General features: G+C 37.6%; 23 protein-coding genes, 1 tRNA gene and 1 pseudogene. 7 read left to right on the plus strand and 18 right to left on the minus strand.

Translation table 11 applies throughout. The features are described from left to right. Positions 1-87 precede the first annotated feature (87 nt). The 5 genes from A1D25_RS09210 to A1D25_RS09225 all read right to left on the minus strand — a co-directional run bounded on the left by A1D25_RS09210 (position 88) and on the right by A1D25_RS09225 (position 2998). Positions 88-681, minus strand: coding sequence for an ATPase (locus tag A1D25_RS09210; protein ID WP_157395384.1), 594 nt, complete (start codon positions 679-681; stop codon positions 88-90). Then, a complete protein-coding gene (locus A1D25_RS10945) occupies positions 668-841 on the minus strand; it encodes a hypothetical protein (protein ID WP_162853281.1) in 174 nt (57 codons plus the stop codon). The genes A1D25_RS09210 and A1D25_RS10945 overlap by 14 nt, the downstream gene beginning before the upstream one ends. Position 842: 1 nt before the next feature. After that, complete coding sequence (locus tag A1D25_RS09215; protein WP_240327141.1) at positions 843-1589, minus strand: Fic family protein; 747 nt, start codon at positions 1587-1589, stop codon at positions 843-845. A 210-nt stretch (positions 1590-1799) separates the two neighbouring features. Then, positions 1800-2237, minus strand: coding sequence for a DNA polymerase III subunit chi (locus tag A1D25_RS09220; protein WP_157395385.1), 438 nt, complete (start codon positions 2235-2237; stop codon positions 1800-1802). Positions 2238-2545: 308 nt separating this feature from the next. Next, a complete protein-coding gene (locus A1D25_RS09225; protein WP_157395386.1) occupies positions 2546-2998 on the minus strand; it encodes a DIP1984 family protein in 453 nt (150 codons plus the stop codon). 101 nt (positions 2999-3099) lie between these two features. Between A1D25_RS09225 and lysM the strand changes: the two genes are divergently transcribed. The 6 genes from lysM (at position 3100) to manA (ending at position 8274) form a co-directional block, all read left to right on the plus strand. Beyond that, positions 3100-3543 carry a peptidoglycan-binding protein LysM gene (gene lysM / locus A1D25_RS09230; RefSeq protein WP_157395387.1) on the plus strand — a complete coding sequence of 148 codons (444 nt, stop codon included), beginning with the start codon at positions 3100-3102 and terminating at the stop codon, positions 3541-3543. A gap of 346 nt (positions 3544-3889) precedes the next feature. Next, the gene (manX, locus tag A1D25_RS09235) at positions 3890-4870 is read left to right on the plus strand and encodes a PTS mannose transporter subunit IIAB (protein ID WP_157395388.1); all 981 of its coding nucleotides are present in this window, start codon (positions 3890-3892) and stop codon (positions 4868-4870) included. Between the two features lie 10 nt (positions 4871-4880). Continuing rightward, positions 4881-5681: a PTS mannose/fructose/sorbose transporter subunit IIC gene (locus A1D25_RS09240; RefSeq protein ID WP_157395389.1), complete on the plus strand. Its 801-nt coding sequence runs from the start codon at positions 4881-4883 to the stop codon at positions 5679-5681. A 13-nt stretch (positions 5682-5694) separates the two neighbouring features. Further along, complete coding sequence (locus tag A1D25_RS09245) at positions 5695-6531, plus strand: PTS mannose transporter subunit IID (RefSeq protein ID WP_157395390.1); 837 nt, start codon at positions 5695-5697, stop codon at positions 6529-6531. Between the two features lie 73 nt (positions 6532-6604). Then, entirely contained in the window at positions 6605-7060 is a 456-nt protein-coding gene (locus A1D25_RS09250; protein WP_157395391.1) for a DUF986 family protein, read from the plus strand. After that, positions 7060-8274 (plus strand): mannose-6-phosphate isomerase, class I, encoded by a 1215-nt coding sequence (manA, locus tag A1D25_RS09255; protein ID WP_157395392.1) that lies wholly within the window; start codon positions 7060-7062, stop codon positions 8272-8274. Before A1D25_RS09250 ends, manA begins: the two co-directional genes overlap by 1 nt. A 24-nt stretch (positions 8275-8298) precedes the next feature. Here the strand turns inward: manA and A1D25_RS09260 are convergent, their stop codons facing one another. Then, positions 8299-9507 (minus strand): BaiN/RdsA family NAD(P)/FAD-dependent oxidoreductase, encoded by a 1209-nt coding sequence (locus A1D25_RS09260; RefSeq protein ID WP_157395393.1) that lies wholly within the window; start codon positions 9505-9507, stop codon positions 8299-8301. Positions 9508-9693: 186 nt separating this feature from the next. Here A1D25_RS09260 and A1D25_RS09265 point away from each other — a divergent pair, with 186 nt between their 5' ends. After that, positions 9694-12012 (plus strand): Tex family protein, encoded by a 2319-nt coding sequence (locus A1D25_RS09265; protein WP_157395394.1) that lies wholly within the window; start codon positions 9694-9696, stop codon positions 12010-12012. Between the two features lie 108 nt (positions 12013-12120). On the opposite strand, the gene A1D25_RS11195 is transcribed toward A1D25_RS09265, so the two are convergent. The 12 genes and pseudogenes from A1D25_RS11195 to secG all read right to left on the minus strand — a co-directional run bounded on the left by A1D25_RS11195 (position 12121) and on the right by secG (position 20342). Beyond that, positions 12121-12252 (minus strand): hypothetical protein, encoded by a 132-nt coding sequence (locus A1D25_RS11195; protein ID WP_275895812.1) that lies wholly within the window; start codon positions 12250-12252, stop codon positions 12121-12123. Continuing rightward, positions 12249-12686 (minus strand): ABC transporter transmembrane domain-containing protein, encoded by a 438-nt coding sequence (locus A1D25_RS09270; protein WP_240327142.1) that lies wholly within the window; start codon positions 12684-12686, stop codon positions 12249-12251. The genes A1D25_RS11195 and A1D25_RS09270 overlap by 4 nt, the downstream gene beginning before the upstream one ends. Before the next feature lie 368 nt (positions 12687-13054). Further along, positions 13055-13372, minus strand: a complete 318-nt coding sequence (locus tag A1D25_RS09275) for a hypothetical protein (RefSeq protein ID WP_157395395.1) — start codon at positions 13370-13372, stop codon at positions 13055-13057. A 333-nt stretch (positions 13373-13705) separates the two neighbouring features. Continuing rightward, positions 13706-13846, minus strand: a pseudogene (locus tag A1D25_RS09280) (NCS2 family permease); the annotation flags it as partial. 55 nt (positions 13847-13901) lie between these two features. After that, positions 13902-14141 carry a hypothetical protein gene (locus A1D25_RS09285; RefSeq protein WP_240327144.1) on the minus strand — a complete coding sequence of 80 codons (240 nt, stop codon included), beginning with the start codon at positions 14139-14141 and terminating at the stop codon, positions 13902-13904. A gap of 195 nt (positions 14142-14336) precedes the next feature. Next, positions 14337-14672, minus strand: coding sequence for a hypothetical protein (locus tag A1D25_RS09290; RefSeq protein ID WP_157395396.1), 336 nt, complete (start codon positions 14670-14672; stop codon positions 14337-14339). Between the two features lie 523 nt (positions 14673-15195). Beyond that, positions 15196-17037, minus strand: coding sequence for a CocE/NonD family hydrolase (locus tag A1D25_RS09295; RefSeq protein ID WP_157395397.1), 1842 nt, complete (start codon positions 17035-17037; stop codon positions 15196-15198). Between the two features lie 41 nt (positions 17038-17078). Then, complete coding sequence (locus A1D25_RS09300) at positions 17079-18485, minus strand: YfcC family protein (protein ID WP_205420605.1); 1407 nt, start codon at positions 18483-18485, stop codon at positions 17079-17081. Between the two features lie 22 nt (positions 18486-18507). After that, on the minus strand, positions 18508-19245 hold the full coding sequence (locus A1D25_RS09305) for an IclR family transcriptional regulator (RefSeq protein ID WP_157395398.1): 738 nt from the start codon (positions 19243-19245) through the stop codon (positions 18508-18510). Positions 19246-19471: 226 nt separating this feature from the next. Further along, positions 19472-19663: a hypothetical protein gene (locus A1D25_RS09310; RefSeq protein WP_240327146.1), complete on the minus strand. Its 192-nt coding sequence runs from the start codon at positions 19661-19663 to the stop codon at positions 19472-19474. A gap of 257 nt (positions 19664-19920) precedes the next feature. Beyond that, positions 19921-20006 (minus strand) — tRNA-Leu (locus tag A1D25_RS09315). Between the two features lie 9 nt (positions 20007-20015). After that, positions 20016-20342: a preprotein translocase subunit SecG gene (gene secG / locus A1D25_RS09320; protein ID WP_157395399.1), complete on the minus strand. Its 327-nt coding sequence runs from the start codon at positions 20340-20342 to the stop codon at positions 20016-20018. Positions 20343-20383 lie beyond the last annotated feature (41 nt).

Genomic DNA, 20383 nt, shown 5'->3' on the forward strand with positions numbered 1-20383 from the left:
CGATGTTATCAGGTTGTACCGAGCCAGTTCCCCTCTTTAGCAAAGAGGGGTTAGGGGAGATTTGTCAAACGAATAACAAAGTACATTTTATTTTGTATAACCCAAAGTTAGCAACTCTTCCAACAACTCAGCACACCACTTCGGTAATTCATCAACCCATTGCATTAATTCATTTTCACTAAGATGAAAAATTAAATTTGGGACTTCACCTGAATTGTCGTAGATAAATACTTCATCACAAAGCGGTACGATTTTGGTTAAATTTTGCAAACTGATGTCATAACGGTTACGGATAGTTGTTTCATCAATAAAATGCCCACCACTTGCTACCCTAGCTTTTACTCGCTTAACGTTAATATCAGGATCATCTACGCCTACATAATTTAATCGAATGTAGAAACCATTTTCTTTGGCTTTTTTCATTCGCTGTAAAATAGAATTACCCGATAAGGTCGATTCCATTGAAAAAGAAATTTGATGTGCAATAGCAAACTTAAATAATTCAATCGCTTTTCTTCCTGCTTGACTATCTGCTAAACGTGGGTTATCAGGATTAAGCTGCATTGCGATATGATCAGAATCAATCACAATTTGTACCGTATCTTTATTAAAACCACGCAAGGTAGTTTTTCCTGCACCATTCGTTCCGCAGTAAAAAATCGCTAAATTATTTTTTTGCATATTTAATGACTATTTCCCTTCCATCAGGATAATGCTCAACAATATTGCCATTTGGTCGCTGAAATGTCAGTACTTCACGCTTTTTCTTATCGTCCATCCACGCTTTAAATTGAATATGTAATTGGCGTTGATGCTCAGCAATTGCTTCTTTTTTGGTCATTTTAACGCTCCAAAATGTGTAAATATCTTTCCAATTCTTGCAATTCATAGTCTGCAATCAGTTCCAATAAAGCCGTAGGATCTTGATTATTGCGATGAAACTCATCAAAATAGCTGTAATATTTTACTCGGTCGGTAAATTTAATATCCACAGGTAAATAACCTTGTTTTAGTAATTCAAAATTGAGCAATAATCGCCCAGCTCTTCCATTGCCATCAATAAAAGGGTGAATACTTTCAAAGGCTAAATGTAGCCACGCAATTGCTTCTAACGGATGACAAGCGGTGAGTTTCTGCTGATATTTTGCAATTAACGTTGCCATTTCTTCCGCAATCAAGTAAGGCGGTGTTGGCTCATTTTCTGCACCTAAAATTCGCACTGGAATTTTACGATAAACTCCACGATTTTCCGCATTACTCATTAACACGAGCGAATGAATATCTTTGATTGTACGTTCCGTTAATGGCTCATTATTAGCAACTAATTCATAAATATAATTAAACGCATCTTTAAACCCGATAATATCTAAATGCTCTCGAATTGGTTTTTCGGCTATCGTCATTCCTTCTTTTAGAATAAGCACCGTTTCACGCAACGTAATGGTGTTTCCTTCAATTGCATTAGAATTGTACGTGCTTTCAATGATAAATTCTTCACGTAGTCGCTGTACTTCGCTTGGCGACAGCGGTCGGTATTGAGCAATCTTTTCTTTTAGTTCTGCAATTTGAACTAACATCTGTTTTTTCATTATACCTGCCTAAATTATTATCTCTCACTTCGTAATTCACGTTTACCAAATCTCCCCTAGCCCCTCTTTGCTAAAGAGGGGGATCAGATCGCAGAAACTTATAAGCTCATCTGAAAATATAAAATCCTGTTGAAGCACTTCGATATTTCATTTTCGTTTGAGTCAGTTCCCCTCTTTAGCAAAGAGGGGTTAGGGAAGATTTGTAAGTTATTATACCTGCTCCGTACTTAACTGCCAGCCAAGTTGGCGGTATTGTTTGTAGCGTTCTCTGGCTAGGGCTTTTTCGTTTTCTTGAACAGGGACAAAATCAATAATATGCGTGAAACTGTTAATAAATTCAGGGAGTTGTGATTGTAATGAAATCAACACGTCTCGACGTTGAGCATTACGTTTACCTTGCCACGAAATTTCAATCGGGGTGGCATAAGTTGTGGCTTCACCCGACAGATTATGGGGGACAAATTGCTCAGGATCTCTTGCCCATAACGCTTCATCAATGGTTAAGGCTTGTTGTTCTGTTTCACAAGTGATAATAACTCTTTTGCCTGCTCGCCACGCATTAGCGGCTAAATCACAAGCTAAGGCTTCGCTTGCAAGTAGCTCTCCTGAATGTTCTTGGCTTAGAAGGTAAAATTGGACTTGTTTCACGTTTTTTCCTGTTCAAATAAATTTATATAAACGCTGAATTTTAGCGGAATAATCAAGAAAATGGAAAATTTAAGCGGTAAGATTTGTAAATTTTTTTACTTATTCCACCGCTTATCCCCTTTCCCGCCCTCATTTTTAAATCAATCAATACGAGGTTGTACATTTTACAGCATTACATTACAGCATAACTTGTGTTGGGCTACACTGTTCATCAAAATGAAACTGCCCTTCGTTTCTGCATAAATTAGTGCTTTAATCTCAAGCAGAGAGTGTATTCGCCTTGATTTAAAAACTACCAAATTTGATGTTTACAGATCGTTTAGCCAGTTTGCCTGTTGAATTTGGGTATCAAGCTGGCGATATTGTTTTGCCATTTCATCGGCTTGCTGACGAAGTAGTTTCACATTTACTGCCGAGAGCGTTTTAATTTCACTACGGCTATAACGATTTTGTTCAGGCGTTGCTGCATCAGCTAATCCAATTAACATTGAGTGTGTTGCTTTAAGATGATCTCGTTCAGCTAAGGCTTCAATCATTTTTGTGCCATTTTCAAGAGTAATTCGCTGGTTTGTCAGGTTAATTTTAACAATAAGCTGTTTTAGCTGTTCTGCAACTTGGTGATATTCAACTAATAATGTTTGTGGATCTTCACTGGGTTGTTCACCTTCTTGATATTGCGCATTTTGATGTAGGCGTTGTTGTAATTGAGCAAGACGGCGTTGTAAATCTGCTCGTTCAATTAAGGCTTCGGCTAATTTCATTTTATTTCTCTTGTTGAACTTCTTGGTGTTGTTGTAATCTAACCGACGGATTGAGCAATTTCAATCTCAAATATCAACTTTTTATTTTAGAGGACTTTACAATGGGTTTATTTGATTTCGTTTCTGATATTGGTAAAAAATTATTTAACAAAGAAGAAGACGCATCAAAAGCGGTAACAGAGCATTTGGTAGAAGATAATCCAGGTGTGGAAGATGTGCAAGTAACGGTGGAAAATGGCACTGCAAAAATTAGCGGTGTGGCATCAAGTGCGGCAGCAATTGAAAAAGCGGTATTGATGGCAGGTAATATTGCTGGTATCACGAATGTGAATATTGATGAAGTACGAATTGCAAATGGTGAACAAGTTGCTAATGATGACGAATTTTATGTGATCCAAAAAGGCGATACATTATGGAAAATCGCAGAGAAAGCATACGGTAACGGAGCAAAATATACTGCTATTGTTGATGCAAACAAAGAAGTGATTAAAGATGCGGATAAAATTTTCCCAGGTCAAAAAATCCGTATTCCAAAAGGTTTATAATATTTCTGTAAATTTTTAAGCTAAAGTAACCGCTTGTTTTTTGCAAGCGGTTATTTTTATGCAAATTTTAGGTTTTCTGTTTCCCTTTCCATATCTTCTTTACCCTCCATTTCATCAATCCATATCAAAAATTGTAATTATCTTGTTAATTATTTTTGTTCATAAAAAAATTAGGGTATTTTTGTGCTTTTTTATTGTACAACTTTAACGAAAAAATGAGATCTACCTCTCATTTTTAAGTAAATGCAGTTGTCGAAATTCGCCTTTATTCTACAATTCGCTTGTTTTATTCACTCTATTTGAGAATAAATTCAACATTCATTTTTATTATAAAAGGAAAATGCAGATGAGTATTGCGATTATTATTGCAACCCACGGGGTAGCAGCGGAGCAACTTCTCAAGACGACAGAGATGTTGATCGGCGAGCAGGAAAATGTTGCGTCTATTGATTTTGTCCCAGGTGAAAATGCCGAAACGATCATCGGCAAATACCAAGCAAAATTAGCGGGCGAATTAGCACATTGCGATCAGGTTCTATTCTTGGTCGATACTTGGGGCGGAAGTCCGTTTAATGCGGCAAATCGTGTGGCTGATGGCAACGAGAATATGGATATTGTAACGGGTGTAAATGTGCCGATGTTAGTCGAAACCTTTATGGCTCGAGATGATAACCCAAGTTTACAAGAGCTAGTCGAAATTGCACTTGAAACTGGGCGTGGTGGTGTGCGTGCATTAAAATTTGCAGAAAAAGAGCCAGAAGTAACCGCTTCAGAGCCTGTTGCACCCGCTAAGCCTTCAGAGCCAGCAGTGGTTACTGCTAACGGTGTGGGGCATTTAGAGATTGGTCTTGCCCGTATTGATGACCGTTTAATTCACGGTCAAGTCGCAACACGTTGGACAAAAGAGAGCAAGGTTAGTCGTATTGTGGTGGTTAATGACGATGTTGCCAAAGATTCAGTACGTTCAACAATGCTGAAAAGCGTTGCTCCACCGGGGGTAACAGCTCACGTTGTAAATGTTGAAAAGATGGTGCGTGTGTATAACAATCCTGAATATGCAGGCGAGCGTATGATGTTGCTCTTCACTAACCCAACAGATGTGCTGCGTTTATCGGATGCGGGTGTGGATTTCAAATCAATCAACATTGGCGGTATGGCATATAAAGATGGTAAGAAGATGATCACCAGTGCAGTTGCCGTTGATGAAAAAGATATTGAAGCATTCAAAGTGTTAAATGAACGAAACATTGAGCTTGATGTGCGTAAAGTATCAAACGACAGCCGTCAATATATGATGGATTTACTCAAGAAAAATAACTTAATCTAAGGAAATCAGTATGGAAATTTCTACTTTACAAATCGTCCTTGTCTTCCTTGTTGCCTGTGTATCAGGAATGGGATCAATTTTAGATGAATGGCAAACACACCGCCCGTTAATCGCTTGTACCTTAATCGGTATTGTATTAGGTGATATGAAAACAGGGATCATTGTGGGTGGTTCATTAGAATTATTAGCACTAGGTTGGATGAATATCGGGGCAGCACTTGCACCTGATGCAGCATTAGCGTCTGTGGTTTCAACTATTCTTGTTATCGTTGGTGGACAAGATATTCCAACTGCGATTGCTCTTGCAATTCCACTTGCTGCAGCAGGTCAAGTATTAACTTATGTTGTGCGTGCGATTACCGTTGGTTTCCAACACGCTGCGGATAAAGCTGTTGAAACAGGGGATCTAAATAAATTAGATTGGATTCACCGTTCAGCGCTATTACTTCAAGCGATGCGTATTGCAATTCCTGCGTTAATTGTTGCAATGACAGCAGGTACAGATACAGTACAATCAATGTTAAGTGCAATTCCTGATGTGGTAACAACAGGCTTAAAAATTGCAGGTGGCTTTATTGCAGTTGTAGGTTATGCGATGGTCATCAATATGATGCGTGCAGGACATTTAATGCCATTCTTCTACACAGGTTTCGTTGTAGCAGCGTTCACTAATTTCAACTTAGTGGCACTTGGTGTACTGGGTACAGTAATGGCAATTCTTTATATTCAACTTCACCCAAAATACAATCAAAGTAAACAAGTGGTGCAAGTACAAGCAACAAACAATGACCTTGATAACCGTTTAGACTAAGAAGGGTAGTAATATGACAACTGAAATCAAAAAAGTAACGCAAAGTGATTTAAATGCGGTCGTACGCCGTTCAAATCTATTCCAAGGTTCGTGGAACTTTGAACGTATGCAGGCATTAGGTTTCTGCTATTCAATGGTGCCAGTGATTAAACGCTTATATCCGGATCCAAATTCACAAGAACGTAAAGATGCGATTAAACGCCACTTAGAATTTTTCAATACGCAACCTTTCGTTGCAGCACCAGTATTGGGTGTAACCATTGCAATGGAAGAAGAGCGTGCTAATGGTAAACCGATTGACGATGCGGCAATTAACGGGATCAAAGTAGGTTTAATGGGGCCTTTAGCAGGCGTTGGCGACCCAATTTATTGGGGAACTGCACGCCCTGTATTTGCCGCACTTGGTGCTGGTTTAGCTCTTACCGGAAGTATTTTAGGTCCATTACTGTTCTTTGTACTATTTAATCTTGTTCGTCTTGCTACACGTTACTATGGTGTAACTTATGGCTATAAAAAAGGCTTAGATGTTGTACAAGATATGAGCGGTGGTTTATTACAAAAACTGACGGAAGGCGCTTCAATTCTCGGCTTGTTTATTATGGGGGCATTAGTTCAAAAATGGACGAGCATTAACGTTCCGTTAGTAGTTGCAACCATTGAGAAACAAGACGGTACAACCGAAATTACAACGGTACAATCTATTTTAGATAGCTTGATGCCAGGTTTATTACCGTTACTCTTAACTTTCGCTTGTATGTGGTTATTGCGTAATCGTGTCAATGCGTTATGGATTATCGTTGGGTTCTTCGCTATCGGTATTCTTGGTGCGTGGACAGGTGCATTAGCTTAATGTGCAAATAATCTACTGAATCAGACCGCTTGTGGTAAAATACAAGCGGTCTTTTCTTTCTAATTTTTTACAAATGACAAATCTTATTCTTATTATCGGGCTGTTTCTCACGCTTTCTTATGCTATTTATGAACAAGTGATTGTGCCTAAACGTAATGGGCAAACCAAGTTAGCGATTGAGCTACAACTACAGGCAAAAATTGACTCGTGGATTTTAATTGGGTTAATAGGGCTAACCATTGCACAAGGTTTACAAACAGGTATTCAACCGTTTACGCTGTTTCTGTTAGGAATGTCGGTCATCTTGGTTATTTATAGTAGTTTTTTGCGTAAACCCAAATTATTGTTGAAAGAACGCGGATTTTTCTTAAGTGCATTCTATATTGATTATCAACGTATTTCACAAATTAACTTAGCGGATAAACAGAAATTAGTGATTGATTTAAGCAACGGTCGCCGTTTATTTATTCCGATTAAACATTTGCAAGATGTTGAAAAAGTCGTGAATTTCTTTGGAGGATACAAATAATGATTTTTAAATTAGTGGGCAAGCATCAACACTATAATTGGGGAGGGGAAGATTTTATTCCTACTTGGTTGAAATTAGCGCATAAAAATGCACAGCCTTACGCAGAATACTGGCTTGGAGCTCATCGCTCTGCCCCTTCTTTAGTTGAATTTGAACAGAAATGGCTCCCTTTAGACCGCCTATTAGATACAGCCCCTGAATTGCTGGGTGATGAAAGTCGAGCAAAATTTGGTGATGAATTACCCTATCTTTTGAAAATTTTAGACGTTAAGTTACCGCTTTCTATTCAGCTCCACCCCACAAAATCACAGGCAGAACAAGGGTTCCTACAAGAAGAACAACAGGGAATTCCCTTAACGGCTAGCAATCGAACCTATAAAGATCGCAATCATAAACCTGAAATGATGATTGCATTATCAGAATTTTGGCTACTTCACGGATTTAAACCTCTTACGCAGATCATACAAAATTTGCAAAATAGAGCCTCTTTAGCACCGCTTGCAGAACGTATTCAACAGCAAGGTTTGCCAAAGGTTTATGCGGAGATTATGCAAGCCGATCAAACCCAGCTAGAACAGTGGATTTTACCGATTATTGAGCAATATCGCCCTGCTTATCAGCAAGGAGAATTGTCTTTAAACCAAGCTGAGTACTGGGTGCTTTATACTTTAGATGCAATGGAAATACCATTGACAAAACTTGATGCAGGGCTACTTTGTTTCTATCTATTTAATATCGTACACCTTGAAAAAGGCGAAGGGATCTATCAAGGTGCAGGCTTACCCCACGCCTATTTACGCGGACAAAATATTGAACTGATGGCAGCATCAGATAATGTTATTCGGGGTGGATTAACGCCTAAATACGTTGATATTCCTGCACTATTAAGCACCATTGATTATCGTGAAGTTGTGCCGAAAATAATCCCTTGCTACCACCCTGAACAGCAAGAAAGCAATCTCTTTTTATATCCTACTCCATTAGCCCAAGATTTCGCCTTACAGCGTCTAGATTTTAGAGCGTTCAGTGAAGAAAGGTTTACCAGCTCAAGTGCAAGTATTTTATTAGTGATGGAAGGTAGCCTATATTTAGATTTAGGCAATAACACCATTCATCTAAAACAAGGCGAATCAGTCTTTATTAGTGCTAATACCCAAGTAGAAAGTATTGGTGAGCAAAAAGGCTATGCTGTTGTAGCAACGTTGCCAATGTGATTGCAATCTAGAAGTTGCTCTACCCTACCGCTTACGCTCCACAATTCCCATTGCACAAGCGTAGGCGGAAGACCACGCCCATTGGAAGTTATAACCGCCAAGCCAGCCTGTTACATCTAGTACTTCACCGATAAAATAAAGCCCTTGAGTATTTTTAACTTCCATTGTTTTTGAAGAAATATAATCCGTATCAACTCCTCCTATTGTGACTTCTGCGGTGCGGTAGCCTTCTGTTCCGTTAGGTAGAAATTGCCAATGGTGGATAAAATTGACAAGAAAATCCATATTTTGCTTGGTTAATTGGGCGATGACTTTATCTTCTAGCAGTTTTTGTTCAAACCAAAGCTCCACTAATTTTTTTGGAAGATAGCGAGATAACACCGTTTTTAGCTGTAATTTCGGCGAAGATTGACGCAATTCTTGTAAAATATCATAAATAGACTCACTCGGTAGCAAATCAATTTCAACGGTTTCCCCCATATCCCAATAGTTTGAAATTTGTAAAATGGCTGGGCCAGATAATCCACGATGAGTAAAAAGCATTTGATTAGAAAAGCGTTTATCTCGATTTGTTACGCTAACAGGTAATGAAATACCCGATAAGCTAGCAAAAGGTTTATCGCTATCCTTCCAAGTAAATGGTACAAGGCTTGCACGAATAGGCACAACAGGAATGGCAAACTGTTCGGCAATTTTATAGCCCAAAGGTGATGCACCCAGTCCTGGTATTGATAGCCCTCCCGTTGCAATAACTAGATTTTCCGTTTGATAACTGCCACAAGCGGTCTGAACCTGAAAGAAATTTGCAGATTTATCGTTGGTAAATTTTTCAACGGAAAGCACCGCTTGTCGAAGTTGAATATTGACCTTACCTTTCTCACATTCTGCCTGTAACAGATCAACAATCTGTTGCGAGCTTTCATCGCAGAAAAGTTGCCCGAGTTCCTTTTCGTGATAAGCAATACCATAGCTTGCCACAAGGGCGATAAAATCCCAGTTGGTATAACGAGAAAGTGCCGATTTAACAAAATGTGCGTTTTGGCATAGGTAATGATTAGGCGATACGTCTAAATTAGTGAAATTACAATATCCACCGCCCGACATCAAAATTTTTCGTCCGATTTTCTTGCCGTTATCGAGCAGTAATACCGACAGCCCATTTTGCCCAAGTTGTGCAGCACAAAATAGCCCTGCTGCCCCAGCCCCAATAATTATCACATCATACTGTTTCATTTTTGCCCTTTTTCTTTCAAATTCATTTTGTTATCGCTAAAATAGCCCATCTCTCGCTATTCTATACTGATTATGTTGAAAAATCCCCTTGTGATAAATTTTCTCTATGTGTTTGCTATTGGGGGCAGGAATAGCGTTAGGATTATTTAAAAATAAATAAAATTCATCATACAGTAAGGAAATTCAATGACTGATTTACTCAATCACCACATCAGCCAAATTATTGCCGCAGAATTAGCGGTGCGTTCGGAGCAAATTTTTGCAGCTATCACATTGCTTGATGAAGGCAATACCATTCCTTTTATAGCCCGCTATCGTAAGGAAGTAACAGGCGGATTAGACGATACTCAACTTCGTCATTTTGAAACTCGTTTAATTTATCTGCGAGAACTCAATGATCGTCGCCAAACCATTCTTAAATCCATTGAAGAACAAGGTAAACTGACCGATGAGCTACGTCAGAAAATTGAACAAACAGAAAGTAAAACCGAATTAGAAGATCTCTATTTACCTTATAAACCAAAACGCCGTACTCGCGGACAAATTGCGATTGAAGCAGGGCTAGAACCATTAGCCGATAGCCTTTGGAATGATCCATCACAAATACCTGAAAACCTTGCAGAACAATATGTTGATGCTGAAAAAGGTGTTGCCGATGTGAAATCTGCCCTTGACGGTGCAAGATATATTTTAATGGAACGTTTTTCGGAAGATGCGGAGCTACTTGCAAAACTTCGTCAATATCTCACCGCTAACGCCACTTTAGAAGCTAAAGTGATTGAAGGAAAAGAAACTGAAGGGGAAAAATTTCGTGATTATTTTGCCCATAGTGAACCATTTAAAAATGTGCCATCACATCGTGCATTAGCAATGTTCCGCGGGCGTAATGAAGGCATTTTATCACTGAGTTTAAATGCTGATCCTGAACAAGAAGAAAGTGTTCGTTCAAGCTATTGCGAAGAAATTATTCGTGAACATTTGGGTGTACAACTTCGCCAACAGCCTGCTGATAACTGGCGAACTCAAGTGATCAGCTGGACTTGGAAAATCAAAGCCCTACTTCACCTTGAAACAGAGCTAATGGCTACATTGCGTGAAAAAGCGGAAGAAGAAGCAATTGATGTTTTTGCCCGTAATCTTTCTGCTTTGTTGATGGCAGCTCCAGCAGGTGCAAGAAATACAATGGGGCTAGACCCTGGTTTGCGTACAGGGGTAAAAGTTGCTGTTGTCGATAACACAGGAAAACTGTTAGACACCGCCACCATTTATCCGCATACAACCGATCCTGTAAGAGCAGGACAAACGCTCTACGCCTTAGGCAAAAAATATAATGTCGATTTAATTGCGATCGGAAATGGCACAGCCTCTCGAGAAACAGAACGTTTTGCCAAAGACATTATTAAGCAAGCTGTGGATTGGAAACCACAAACCGTTGTAGTGAGCGAAGCTGGGGCATCGGTTTATTCTGCTTCTGAGCTGGCAGCAAATGAATTTCCTGAATTAGATGTCTCTTTGCGTGGGGCGGTATCTATTGCTCGCCGTTTGCAAGATCCACTGGCGGAATTGGTTAAAATTGAGCCGAAAGCTATTGGGGTTGGGCAATATCAACACGATGTAAATCAATCACAACTTGCTCGTAAATTAGATGCGGTGGTTGAAGATTGCGTAAATGCAGTAGGGGTTGATTTGAATACCGCCTCTGCACCACTTCTTTCTCGTGTGGCAGGAATGAGCAAAACCCTTGCTCAAAATATTGTGGCATATCGTGATGAGAATGGACGTTTTGAAAGCCGTTCTGACTTGAAAAAAGTGGCTCGTTTAGGGCCAAAAGCCTTTGAGCAATGTGCAGGCTTTATGCGAATTTTAGGAGGAAAGAACCCGCTTGATGCGTCAAGCGTTCACCCTGAAGCTTACCCAGTGGTAGAGAAAATTTTACAAGCGACATCATCAACCCTGAGTGAATTGATGGGTAATTCAACTAAAATTCATAGCCTAAATGCCCAAAATTTTGTTGATGAAAAATTTGGTTTACCTACGGTCAATGATATTTTCAAAGAACTTGAAAAACCAGGACGAGATCCTCGTGGAGAATTTAAAACCGCCACCTTTATGGACGGTGTAGAAGAAATCAGCGATTTGAAAGTCGGAATGATTTTAGAAGGAACGGTGACTAACGTAACTAATTTCGGAGCATTTGTCGATATTGGGGTACATCAAGATGGCTTAGTGCATATTTCAATGCTGTCTAACAGTTTTGTGGAAGACCCTCACAAAGTAGTTAAAACAGGCGATGTCGTGAAGGTAAAAGTGCTAGAAGTTGATGCTCCACGCAAACGTATCGCCTTAACAATGCGTTTAGACGATAAACCGACAGATAAAACCGATCAAACAAGCGGTCAAATTCGCAAAAAATTTGACAAATCTGACCGCTTTAATGCTCAGAAAAAGCGTCAATCTTTTGGCAATAATGCTTTTGCTGATGCGTTGAAAGGTTGGAAGAAGTAAAAAAGTCGGGCTAATGCCCGATTTTTTTATATGTACCACATTCTATTTGAATAGCCTTTATCACGTACAATAAACTTTATCGGCAATAACAGAAAAAGAGGAATTAGTTTAACTTTCATTCAGGGCAATAATTCTATCTGCCGATTGAATGGTAGATTGTCTATGAGCAACAAATAATTGTTGTTTTTGTCCGCTGGACAAATTATTCCCCAACTCTCCTAATAAGGTTTCATAATTCATCGGCATTGCCATAATATCATTGTGAATATCCGTTCACGATGCAAAGAAAGAATTTTTAAATTAAATACAATATCAATCAAATTCCCCATTCTGGAAGAGAAAGAGCCCCGATAAGCATTAAAGGCAACAAACATCCCCAATGTCATCACATTTTCAATCACCATTGTTGCCCCAATCCATAAAATCAGAATTTGCTCAATGGTGGAAATAAAAGTATGAATACCTGAAAACAGCATATCGAATTTGGTGACTTTAATTGAGGTATTAAAAACATCAGAATTTAATGACATCCACTGTTCTTGTCGTTTATTTTCTAATCCTAATGATTTTAATGTCGTAATACCATACAAGGTTTCCATAAAATGAGAATAGGCTTTTGCACCTTTAATAATCTGCTCTTCATTCAATTGGCGATAAATTAAATAAGTAACCATTCTAAGAATAAAATAGATAAAGGGAAAGGCTAATACTAACTGCCAAAACTAATAAATAAAATAAATGCAGTAAAAATAACGAAAGAAATGGAAAAGACTAACCATGCAGGTATTCGGCTAAAGAGCACAGCAGTGCTTTTCCATTTCTGATAATTTAAGGCTTCTTGACGGAACATTATTGATCTTTTACCAATATACATTTCTTATTAATATAAGAAAAAATATACTTAGTTATGAAAGAAATTGCAGTAATAGTACAAATAATAAAGATTTCACCTCCAGGTATTGGACTTTTGAATTCTAAAAAGTGAATAGCTAAATAAACTAATAAAGCATTTATTATAAGTTCATAAACTATTTTTAAGGCTTTATTCATAATCAGGATGTCTCCATGCCTCTGGATTATCGTACATATAGTTACCAACAGGTTTTAATGCTACTGCTGCAGCAACTGATATTCCTCTAGAAGCAACGGCACCTATTCCAGATGCGCTTGCGATTGCTCCTACGGCATTACCTCCTACAAATGATATCCAATTTGAAAAGCTTTCTCTAGAAATTCTAGCTTTTTCTTGGTCTTCTCTCTCCCACTCCCCATTACAACCCGGACAGTTAGGATCATAATCATATCCTGAATTCCCACCTGAAACATGGTGTAAACAGCAACTGTTTGTCAGTTCTTTCATAAATGTTCTCCTGTGAAAGTGGTGATTTACATGTACCTAGTGTATAAGTACAGGAATAATTCTATGAAATTGATAATCATTGTCAATTACACATTGTTAATTTATTGTAAAAATGTGATATATATCACACAATGACTGACTTTGATTGGAAAACATTGATATGGAGAATAGAGAGCTTTGAAGGAAGGTATGGCTGAAAGTATATAGAATAAGCAGAAATAGAAGTGCTTTTATAGTAGAAAGCGGTCGCTTTTTGTAAAAATTTGCAAAATTCTAACAGAAAACCACCTCTTGCTTAATGTTTTCTTGCCAAGTTAGCGCAGAAAAATTTTCTTAGCCAACCCAAACAAATTTAATAATGAACAGCAATGAAACCTCGGAAACTGCAGGGTTGATCTCTTTAAATCGCCCCGTACAGGCTTTCATAATACATTAGCTGATAAAGCCGAAAGTGATTCCTTCGGTAATCAAGTAGGCATCATAGAGGTAGTGATGAAGGTGGCGTTTCTGTTCCATTTACTTGTGAGGGTTAAATATAACTTTCGGAAATATAGCCGGATTTAGGTGCAGAGAGGATAATCGGGTGTGCTTGCATCACTAACTCGCCTACAACAGTTTCACGGCGAGTATAACTGCCAAAACTAATAAATAAAATAAATGCAGTAAAAATAACGAAAGAAATGGAAAAAACTAACCAAGCAGGAATTCTGCTAAATAGTACTGCAGTGCTTTTCCATTTCTGATAGTTTAAGGCTTCTTGACGGAACATATTAAAAAATCTTTATGTTGAGTCTTTTTCGAAAAGCTAATGCATAAAGGAATGCTATTATGGAAACAATAAGCCATTTTTCTATTCCATTTATATGGAAATATATATCTAATAAAATAGATATAGTTGGAATTAGTATTATCCAAATAACCAAAATCAATATGTTAATTAGGTTTCTTACATTCATAGTATATATTACTTATAAGGATTGATTAGATCACTGAATGGAACATCATAATCAGGATGCCTTGCACTCTCAGGATTATCATATATTGTGCCAGCGATAAATCCATCAAAATCAGCTCCTCCATTGCCAGCAAGAATTGATACCCCTAACCTAGCACCTGTTGCAGCACTAATAGCTGTTCCTACAGCTCCACCTATCCAAGCTCCTATTCTTACTACTGTTTCTCTTGAAATTCGATCTTCCTCCTCCCATTCTCCATTACACCCAGGACAATTAGGATCTCCATTCCATCCCCAACCACCAGAGACATGATGTAAACAACAACTATTTGTAAGCTCTTTCATAACTTTTCTCCTAAAAAAGGTTGATAGTGTGTATTTATTGATACAATAAATACAGCACTACAATACACAAATTATATTGATTATCAATTTTATTTTTGTTAGGTTTCTAATTCAGTTCACATTTTTGTAACAAAATTCTAGGTTTTGAGGAAAGAGTTGTAATAAGGTAAACTTTTCTTATAGCTAAGAAAATACAATGTTATTTTGACCATAACTACTAAAAATAACAGGGATAAAGAGAAATGAAAAAGATAAAGGCATTTTTATTGTGGTTAGATTTGATTTTAGGCTTTGCATAATACCGAAAAGATCCGACCGCTTTAATACTCAGAAAGAGCGTCAATCCTTTGGCAATAATGCTTTCGCTGATGCGTTAAAAGGGTGGAAGAAATAGCAATCTTAATTTTTGTGTTTACAATGGACACACAGTGTGTCCATTACTCCAAATGGTTAATCATTCAATCTAGGTGTAATGGACAAAATAGTTGCTAATAATATTTTTCTTATGTTTTTAGTAACTCTTTTATAAAATGAACTTATTTGGCAGAACCTGTATTTCTAATACCGATGGATACAACTTTCCAATATGTATTTGATTGGTAGCGATACGTTTAGTTGATGCAAATCCTTCTGGCTCACCGCTATTCGGATTACAATCAAAATGTGGAAAATTACTCCCCGCAATATCTAAACGCAATCGGTGTCCTTTCTTGAAAATATTGCAACTTTCAAATGGACGGATTGTAACTTCAACAATCTCTCCTTGTTTAAGTAATTTGGGTTCTGTCCAAGAATTACGATAGCGAGCTCTGATAATACCATCGGTAATATTCATAGCATATCCTTGTGGATAATCTTTATTAGGTGGATACACATCAATCAACTTTGCTGTAAAATCGGTATCTAGTGCATCACTATCAACAAACAATTGAATTTTCACTTCACCAACGAGAGCAATATCCTCTTCTAGAACCTCCGTTTGATACACTAAAATATCACTGCGTGCTGCCAATGGCATATTATTCTGTTTAGAACCAAAAAAATCAGGTAATTCCCTCTGATCAAATGCCCCTCCTACAAAAACAGGTTTACCCGAAGTAATTGCTCCACCAATAGTAGGTATAGGATTATTGGGATCTGACTGAAAGATATGAATTGCAGGTTCAGAGAAGGATTGGCGTAAACACATATCTTTCTGTAAATACCATTTTTGTGAAACTGATTCAGGAAATGGATATTCAGTACATTGAATCCATTTACCACCATGTTGCATTTTTCCTTTTTTATTTTTTATGCCCTTTCCTCCTCCCATCATAAAGAATGAAATTTGATGATGAGATGAAACTGATTGATTCGGCTTAAGATGTTGCTCAAACCATTTAAGACGGCATTCCAGCCAATTAGTATCAACATTTCCATCAAAAGCTGCGGTTTCACCAAATTCAACATCACCACTATGAGTAACATTTCGGTCACCGTGTAACCACGATCCCATAATCAATTTTTGTGGAGAAGTTCTTCCTGAAGCACAAAATGCTTTAAAATTAGCAAGAGTTGATGGTACATAAGCATCATACCAACTAGACATAAATAAAACAGGAATATCTGGTAAGGTTTTATACCAGCCTTCAGCATATATCCCTAGCTGTTGCCAAAACTCAGTAAATACCCCCTCTTGCCACTGTTTCAATAAGTATTCTTCATATTCTGGAACATGGCGAATCGGTGAGTGACCTGATTTCCACGGCATTTGTTTAAACCATTGATGAATATTTTCTTGCTTTATAGCAGCTGCAATCAATGAATTATTTTGAGCCAATGGACTTAACTCTGCTTGTTTAAAAGCCCAAGTTGCTTGTTTAAGTTCAAAAGCTCCTCCTTGACGAATTCCACATTGATAGGAATTTGCAAATCCGCCCGAATCCAATACCATGGTTTTTAATCCTTCAGGATTTAAGCAAGCAGCAGCAAGCTGAGTATGGGCAGCATAAGATAATCCCATACTACCAATATTACCATCACACCAAGGTTGTCTCATTATCCATTCATAAGTATCAAAACCATCTTCACCTTCTCTTACGTACTTAATAAACTCTCCTTCCGAAAGATAGCGTCCACGACAATCCTGGAAAATCAATACAAAGCCACGTTGAGTAAAAGCTTCTGCCATTTCTTGTCTAGTAATTTTATGTCCGTTTAATTCAATTTCGGATCGTGAGTGTGCTGATTTATTGTAAGGCGTTCGTTCGATTACAACAGGAAAAACGTTTTGATCAAGAAGAATCGGTAAATAAATATCTGTAGCAAGATGCACCCCATCACGCATTTTTACCATTACATTTTCTAATAGTTTGAAAGATGCCATAGCCACTCCTTATTAAGAAATATAAAAGACCAATACCCTAATCAATAACCTATGTAAACTGCGAAAGTTAATAAAGCTATAGCCACCATTGCTAGCATAATAATCAATGGCCATACAAATTTAGCCCATTGTGCCCAACTCACTTGAGCTGTAGCCAAAAAAATCAATAAGCCACTTGACGTAGGGGTAATAACATTGGTTAAACCATTTCCCATTAAGAATGCAAGAACAGTTGTTTGTGGTGAAACTCCCGATAACTGCCCTACAGGTCCCATAATCGGCATAGTTACCGCTGCTTGTCCTGATGTTGATGGAATAGCGATATCAAGTAATAATTGTGAAAAAAACATGCTATAAGCCGATAGATAACTTCCCCCAGAACCAATAGAATCAACAAGATAATAAATAACAGTGTCAAGTACTTTACCTTTACTTAAAACTATTTCTACTGCAGTCGCCAAGCCAATAAGAATAGCTGCAATCATCACTTTTTTCATTCCACTAACAAATGCATCAGCGGCTTCACTTGCTCTCATTCCTGCAATAGCAGCAAAAATTATACTGAGGAATATATAATAACCAGATAAGGCACTACTTTTCCACTTCCACTCATTAGATGCATACACCATAAATACTACCCCGATGATTAATACTATAAGCATGGCTGTATGTTTATTTGAAAGAGGTTTACTTTCGAAAGTAACAGAGATAGGTTGGAAATTATTGTGTAAACGTTCTTGTCTAGCTTTCCACAACACAAAGGCAATACCAATTGCCATCATCACAAAATAAGTTAAAACCCGCAAGCTAATCCCGCTAAACACTGGTAAACCAAGTAGCGGTTGTGCAATTGAAAGTGCATAAGGATTTGTTATAGAAGCAAGATATCCAACTTTTACTGCAATAGCAACAATCGCCAGTCCTAACACATTGCTGTACCCCAAGCGACTTGTTAATGCAATTACCATAGGTATAATCAACAAATATTCTTTAGCAAGCCCCATAAAAGTACTACCCGCTGAGAATATCACCATAATTACGGATACTAGAAGATAAATATTCCCTTTAGTTAGCACTAGAGTTCTTTCTAAGCCAGCTTCTATCACCCCTGTTTTATTCAAGATACCAAACATTCCACCAATAAAGAGTACCATAAAAATCAAACCACTCTGCTTTACAATTCCTTCTGGTACTGATTGGAGTGCATCTGCTATACCCACTGGTGCAGCTTGATCTTTATTTTTAATAGCCAATGAGGAACTCACAATATTTGTTGCAGATATAGGTTTTTCAATCACTTGATAACTATTAGGCACCACAAGTTTATCTTTACGTTGATATTCTCCTGAGGGTAAAACAAAGGTCATCACCATCGTGATAATAACAATCAGCATCATCATAACAACTGGACTCATACCTGCTCTTTTCGTTTTTATTACTTCGCTCATAAAATCTCCTTTTGTATTATATTTACTTTTTATACCCTAACAGGGTAGAAATTTTCTCTGCCGCCTGTTTCATCTCAGTAATAATCTGCACTAATTTCGCATCCTCTGCTCTTACATCTGGAATACTCATACTAAAACTTGCAATACATTGTCCTTGAGTATTAAAAATAGGTACTGCAATAGCACAAACTCCCTGAGTCAATTCGCCTTTTGAAATGGATAAACCATCTTGCTGTATCTGTGAACAATCTCGCTCCCATTGCTGAATTTGCTCCTGAGAACAAGTCACCAGAAAGCTTTCTCTTACAGATTGTTCTGCAAAAGCTAATAGCAACTTACCAGCAGCTCCTGCACCTAACGGACGACGATTACCAACCATACTACGTACCTGTAAAGATTGACTAGAAACTTTTCGCCAAATTTGTACCACTTCATTATTTTCAATCACACGCAACTGTAAATTTTCATTAAATAATAAACTTAATCTTTCGCTTACATTCTCAACCGCTTGAATAAGTGATAGTTGATTATGCACAGCTTGCCCGAGAATTAATAATTGATGCCCTAATTGATAACTACCATCTTTGGTTTGATAGATAAAGTGATGTTCAGTCAAAGTACAAAGAATCCTAAATGTTCTTGATTTATTTAGCTCTGATAGACGAGCTAACTCACTTAATCCCTTATTAGGAAATTTTGCAATAATGTTTAGTAATTTGAGTGTTTCAGCCACACAGCTAATCGTATTTTGTTTTGTCATAATTGGTTTACCAGATAAACCGATGGTTTATTTTTAATAAATGAAAAATACTCTAACAGGAAAACATTTCAACAACATTGTTAAATAAATGTGAATTAATTCACAAAATAATTACAAATAGATGAATTTGATTAGAAAGGAAATGATTTGAATATATGAATGGGTTTGATCTTCTACACAAATTCTCAAGCTCAACTTCCCCCAACGGAGTTTTAGCAATGCGATTTCAGTGTAACGATTCAGATCTTGCCCCACCTTTATTTACTGTAACTTCTTCGACATACTTATCAATCAATTCAGCAAACGTCATTTTAGGCACTGGACTATATTCCCCCTGCCTCAATTTGACTTTCAATGGACAAAGCCCAACGACTTGCTTCTGTTTTTGTGGAAAACGTTGCTGATTTCCTGATTCCATTTTTAACTATTTCAGCTCGCCATTTATCCCCACGTTTTCTAAATGTAGCCATCTTGTCGTTCTCCCATTTTGGCGTAATTTGTGGCGTAAATTTGGCGTAATTAAATCACAAATCAAAACAAAAAAGAACAAATAAAGAGCAATATACAGAATATAAAAACAGTGGTTATAAGATCATAAAAACGCTTGAAAGTCTTGTATCACAAGGATTTGAATAAAATAAAAAAGCCTAGTCAATTTGACTAGGCTTTATCACTTGGTGCTCTGGGCGAGACTCGAACTCGCACATCCTCTGGACACTACCCCCTCAAGATAGCGTGTCTACCAATTCCACCACCAGAGCGTAAATTTATTACTGAGGAATATCACTATTTTCTGTCTTAGCTGGAACTTCTTGTTTCTGCTCCACTTGGCTTAAGTCACCAAATTGACTGGTTGGAGCTTTAGTATCGCTGTTTAAATTGCCAATTACCAAACTAAGACTAAAGAAGATAACTGCTAATAATGCGGTTGTTCTTGATAAAAAATTTGCAGAACCTGCTGAACCAAATACTGTTCCAGCCGCACCAGCACCGAAAGAAGCACCAGCATCTGCACCTTTACCTTGTTGAATTAAAATAAATCCAACAATCAATAAAGCAACAACAAGATAAGCAATTGTAAGTAAATTAATTAACATTGTTTTCTCTTAAATTCGTTCAAAATAAAATTCCGCAAATG

Origin of the sequence: Ursidibacter arcticus, from assembly GCF_009761375.1 — a bacterium.
GTDB lineage: Bacteria > Pseudomonadota > Gammaproteobacteria > Enterobacterales > Pasteurellaceae > Ursidibacter > Ursidibacter arcticus.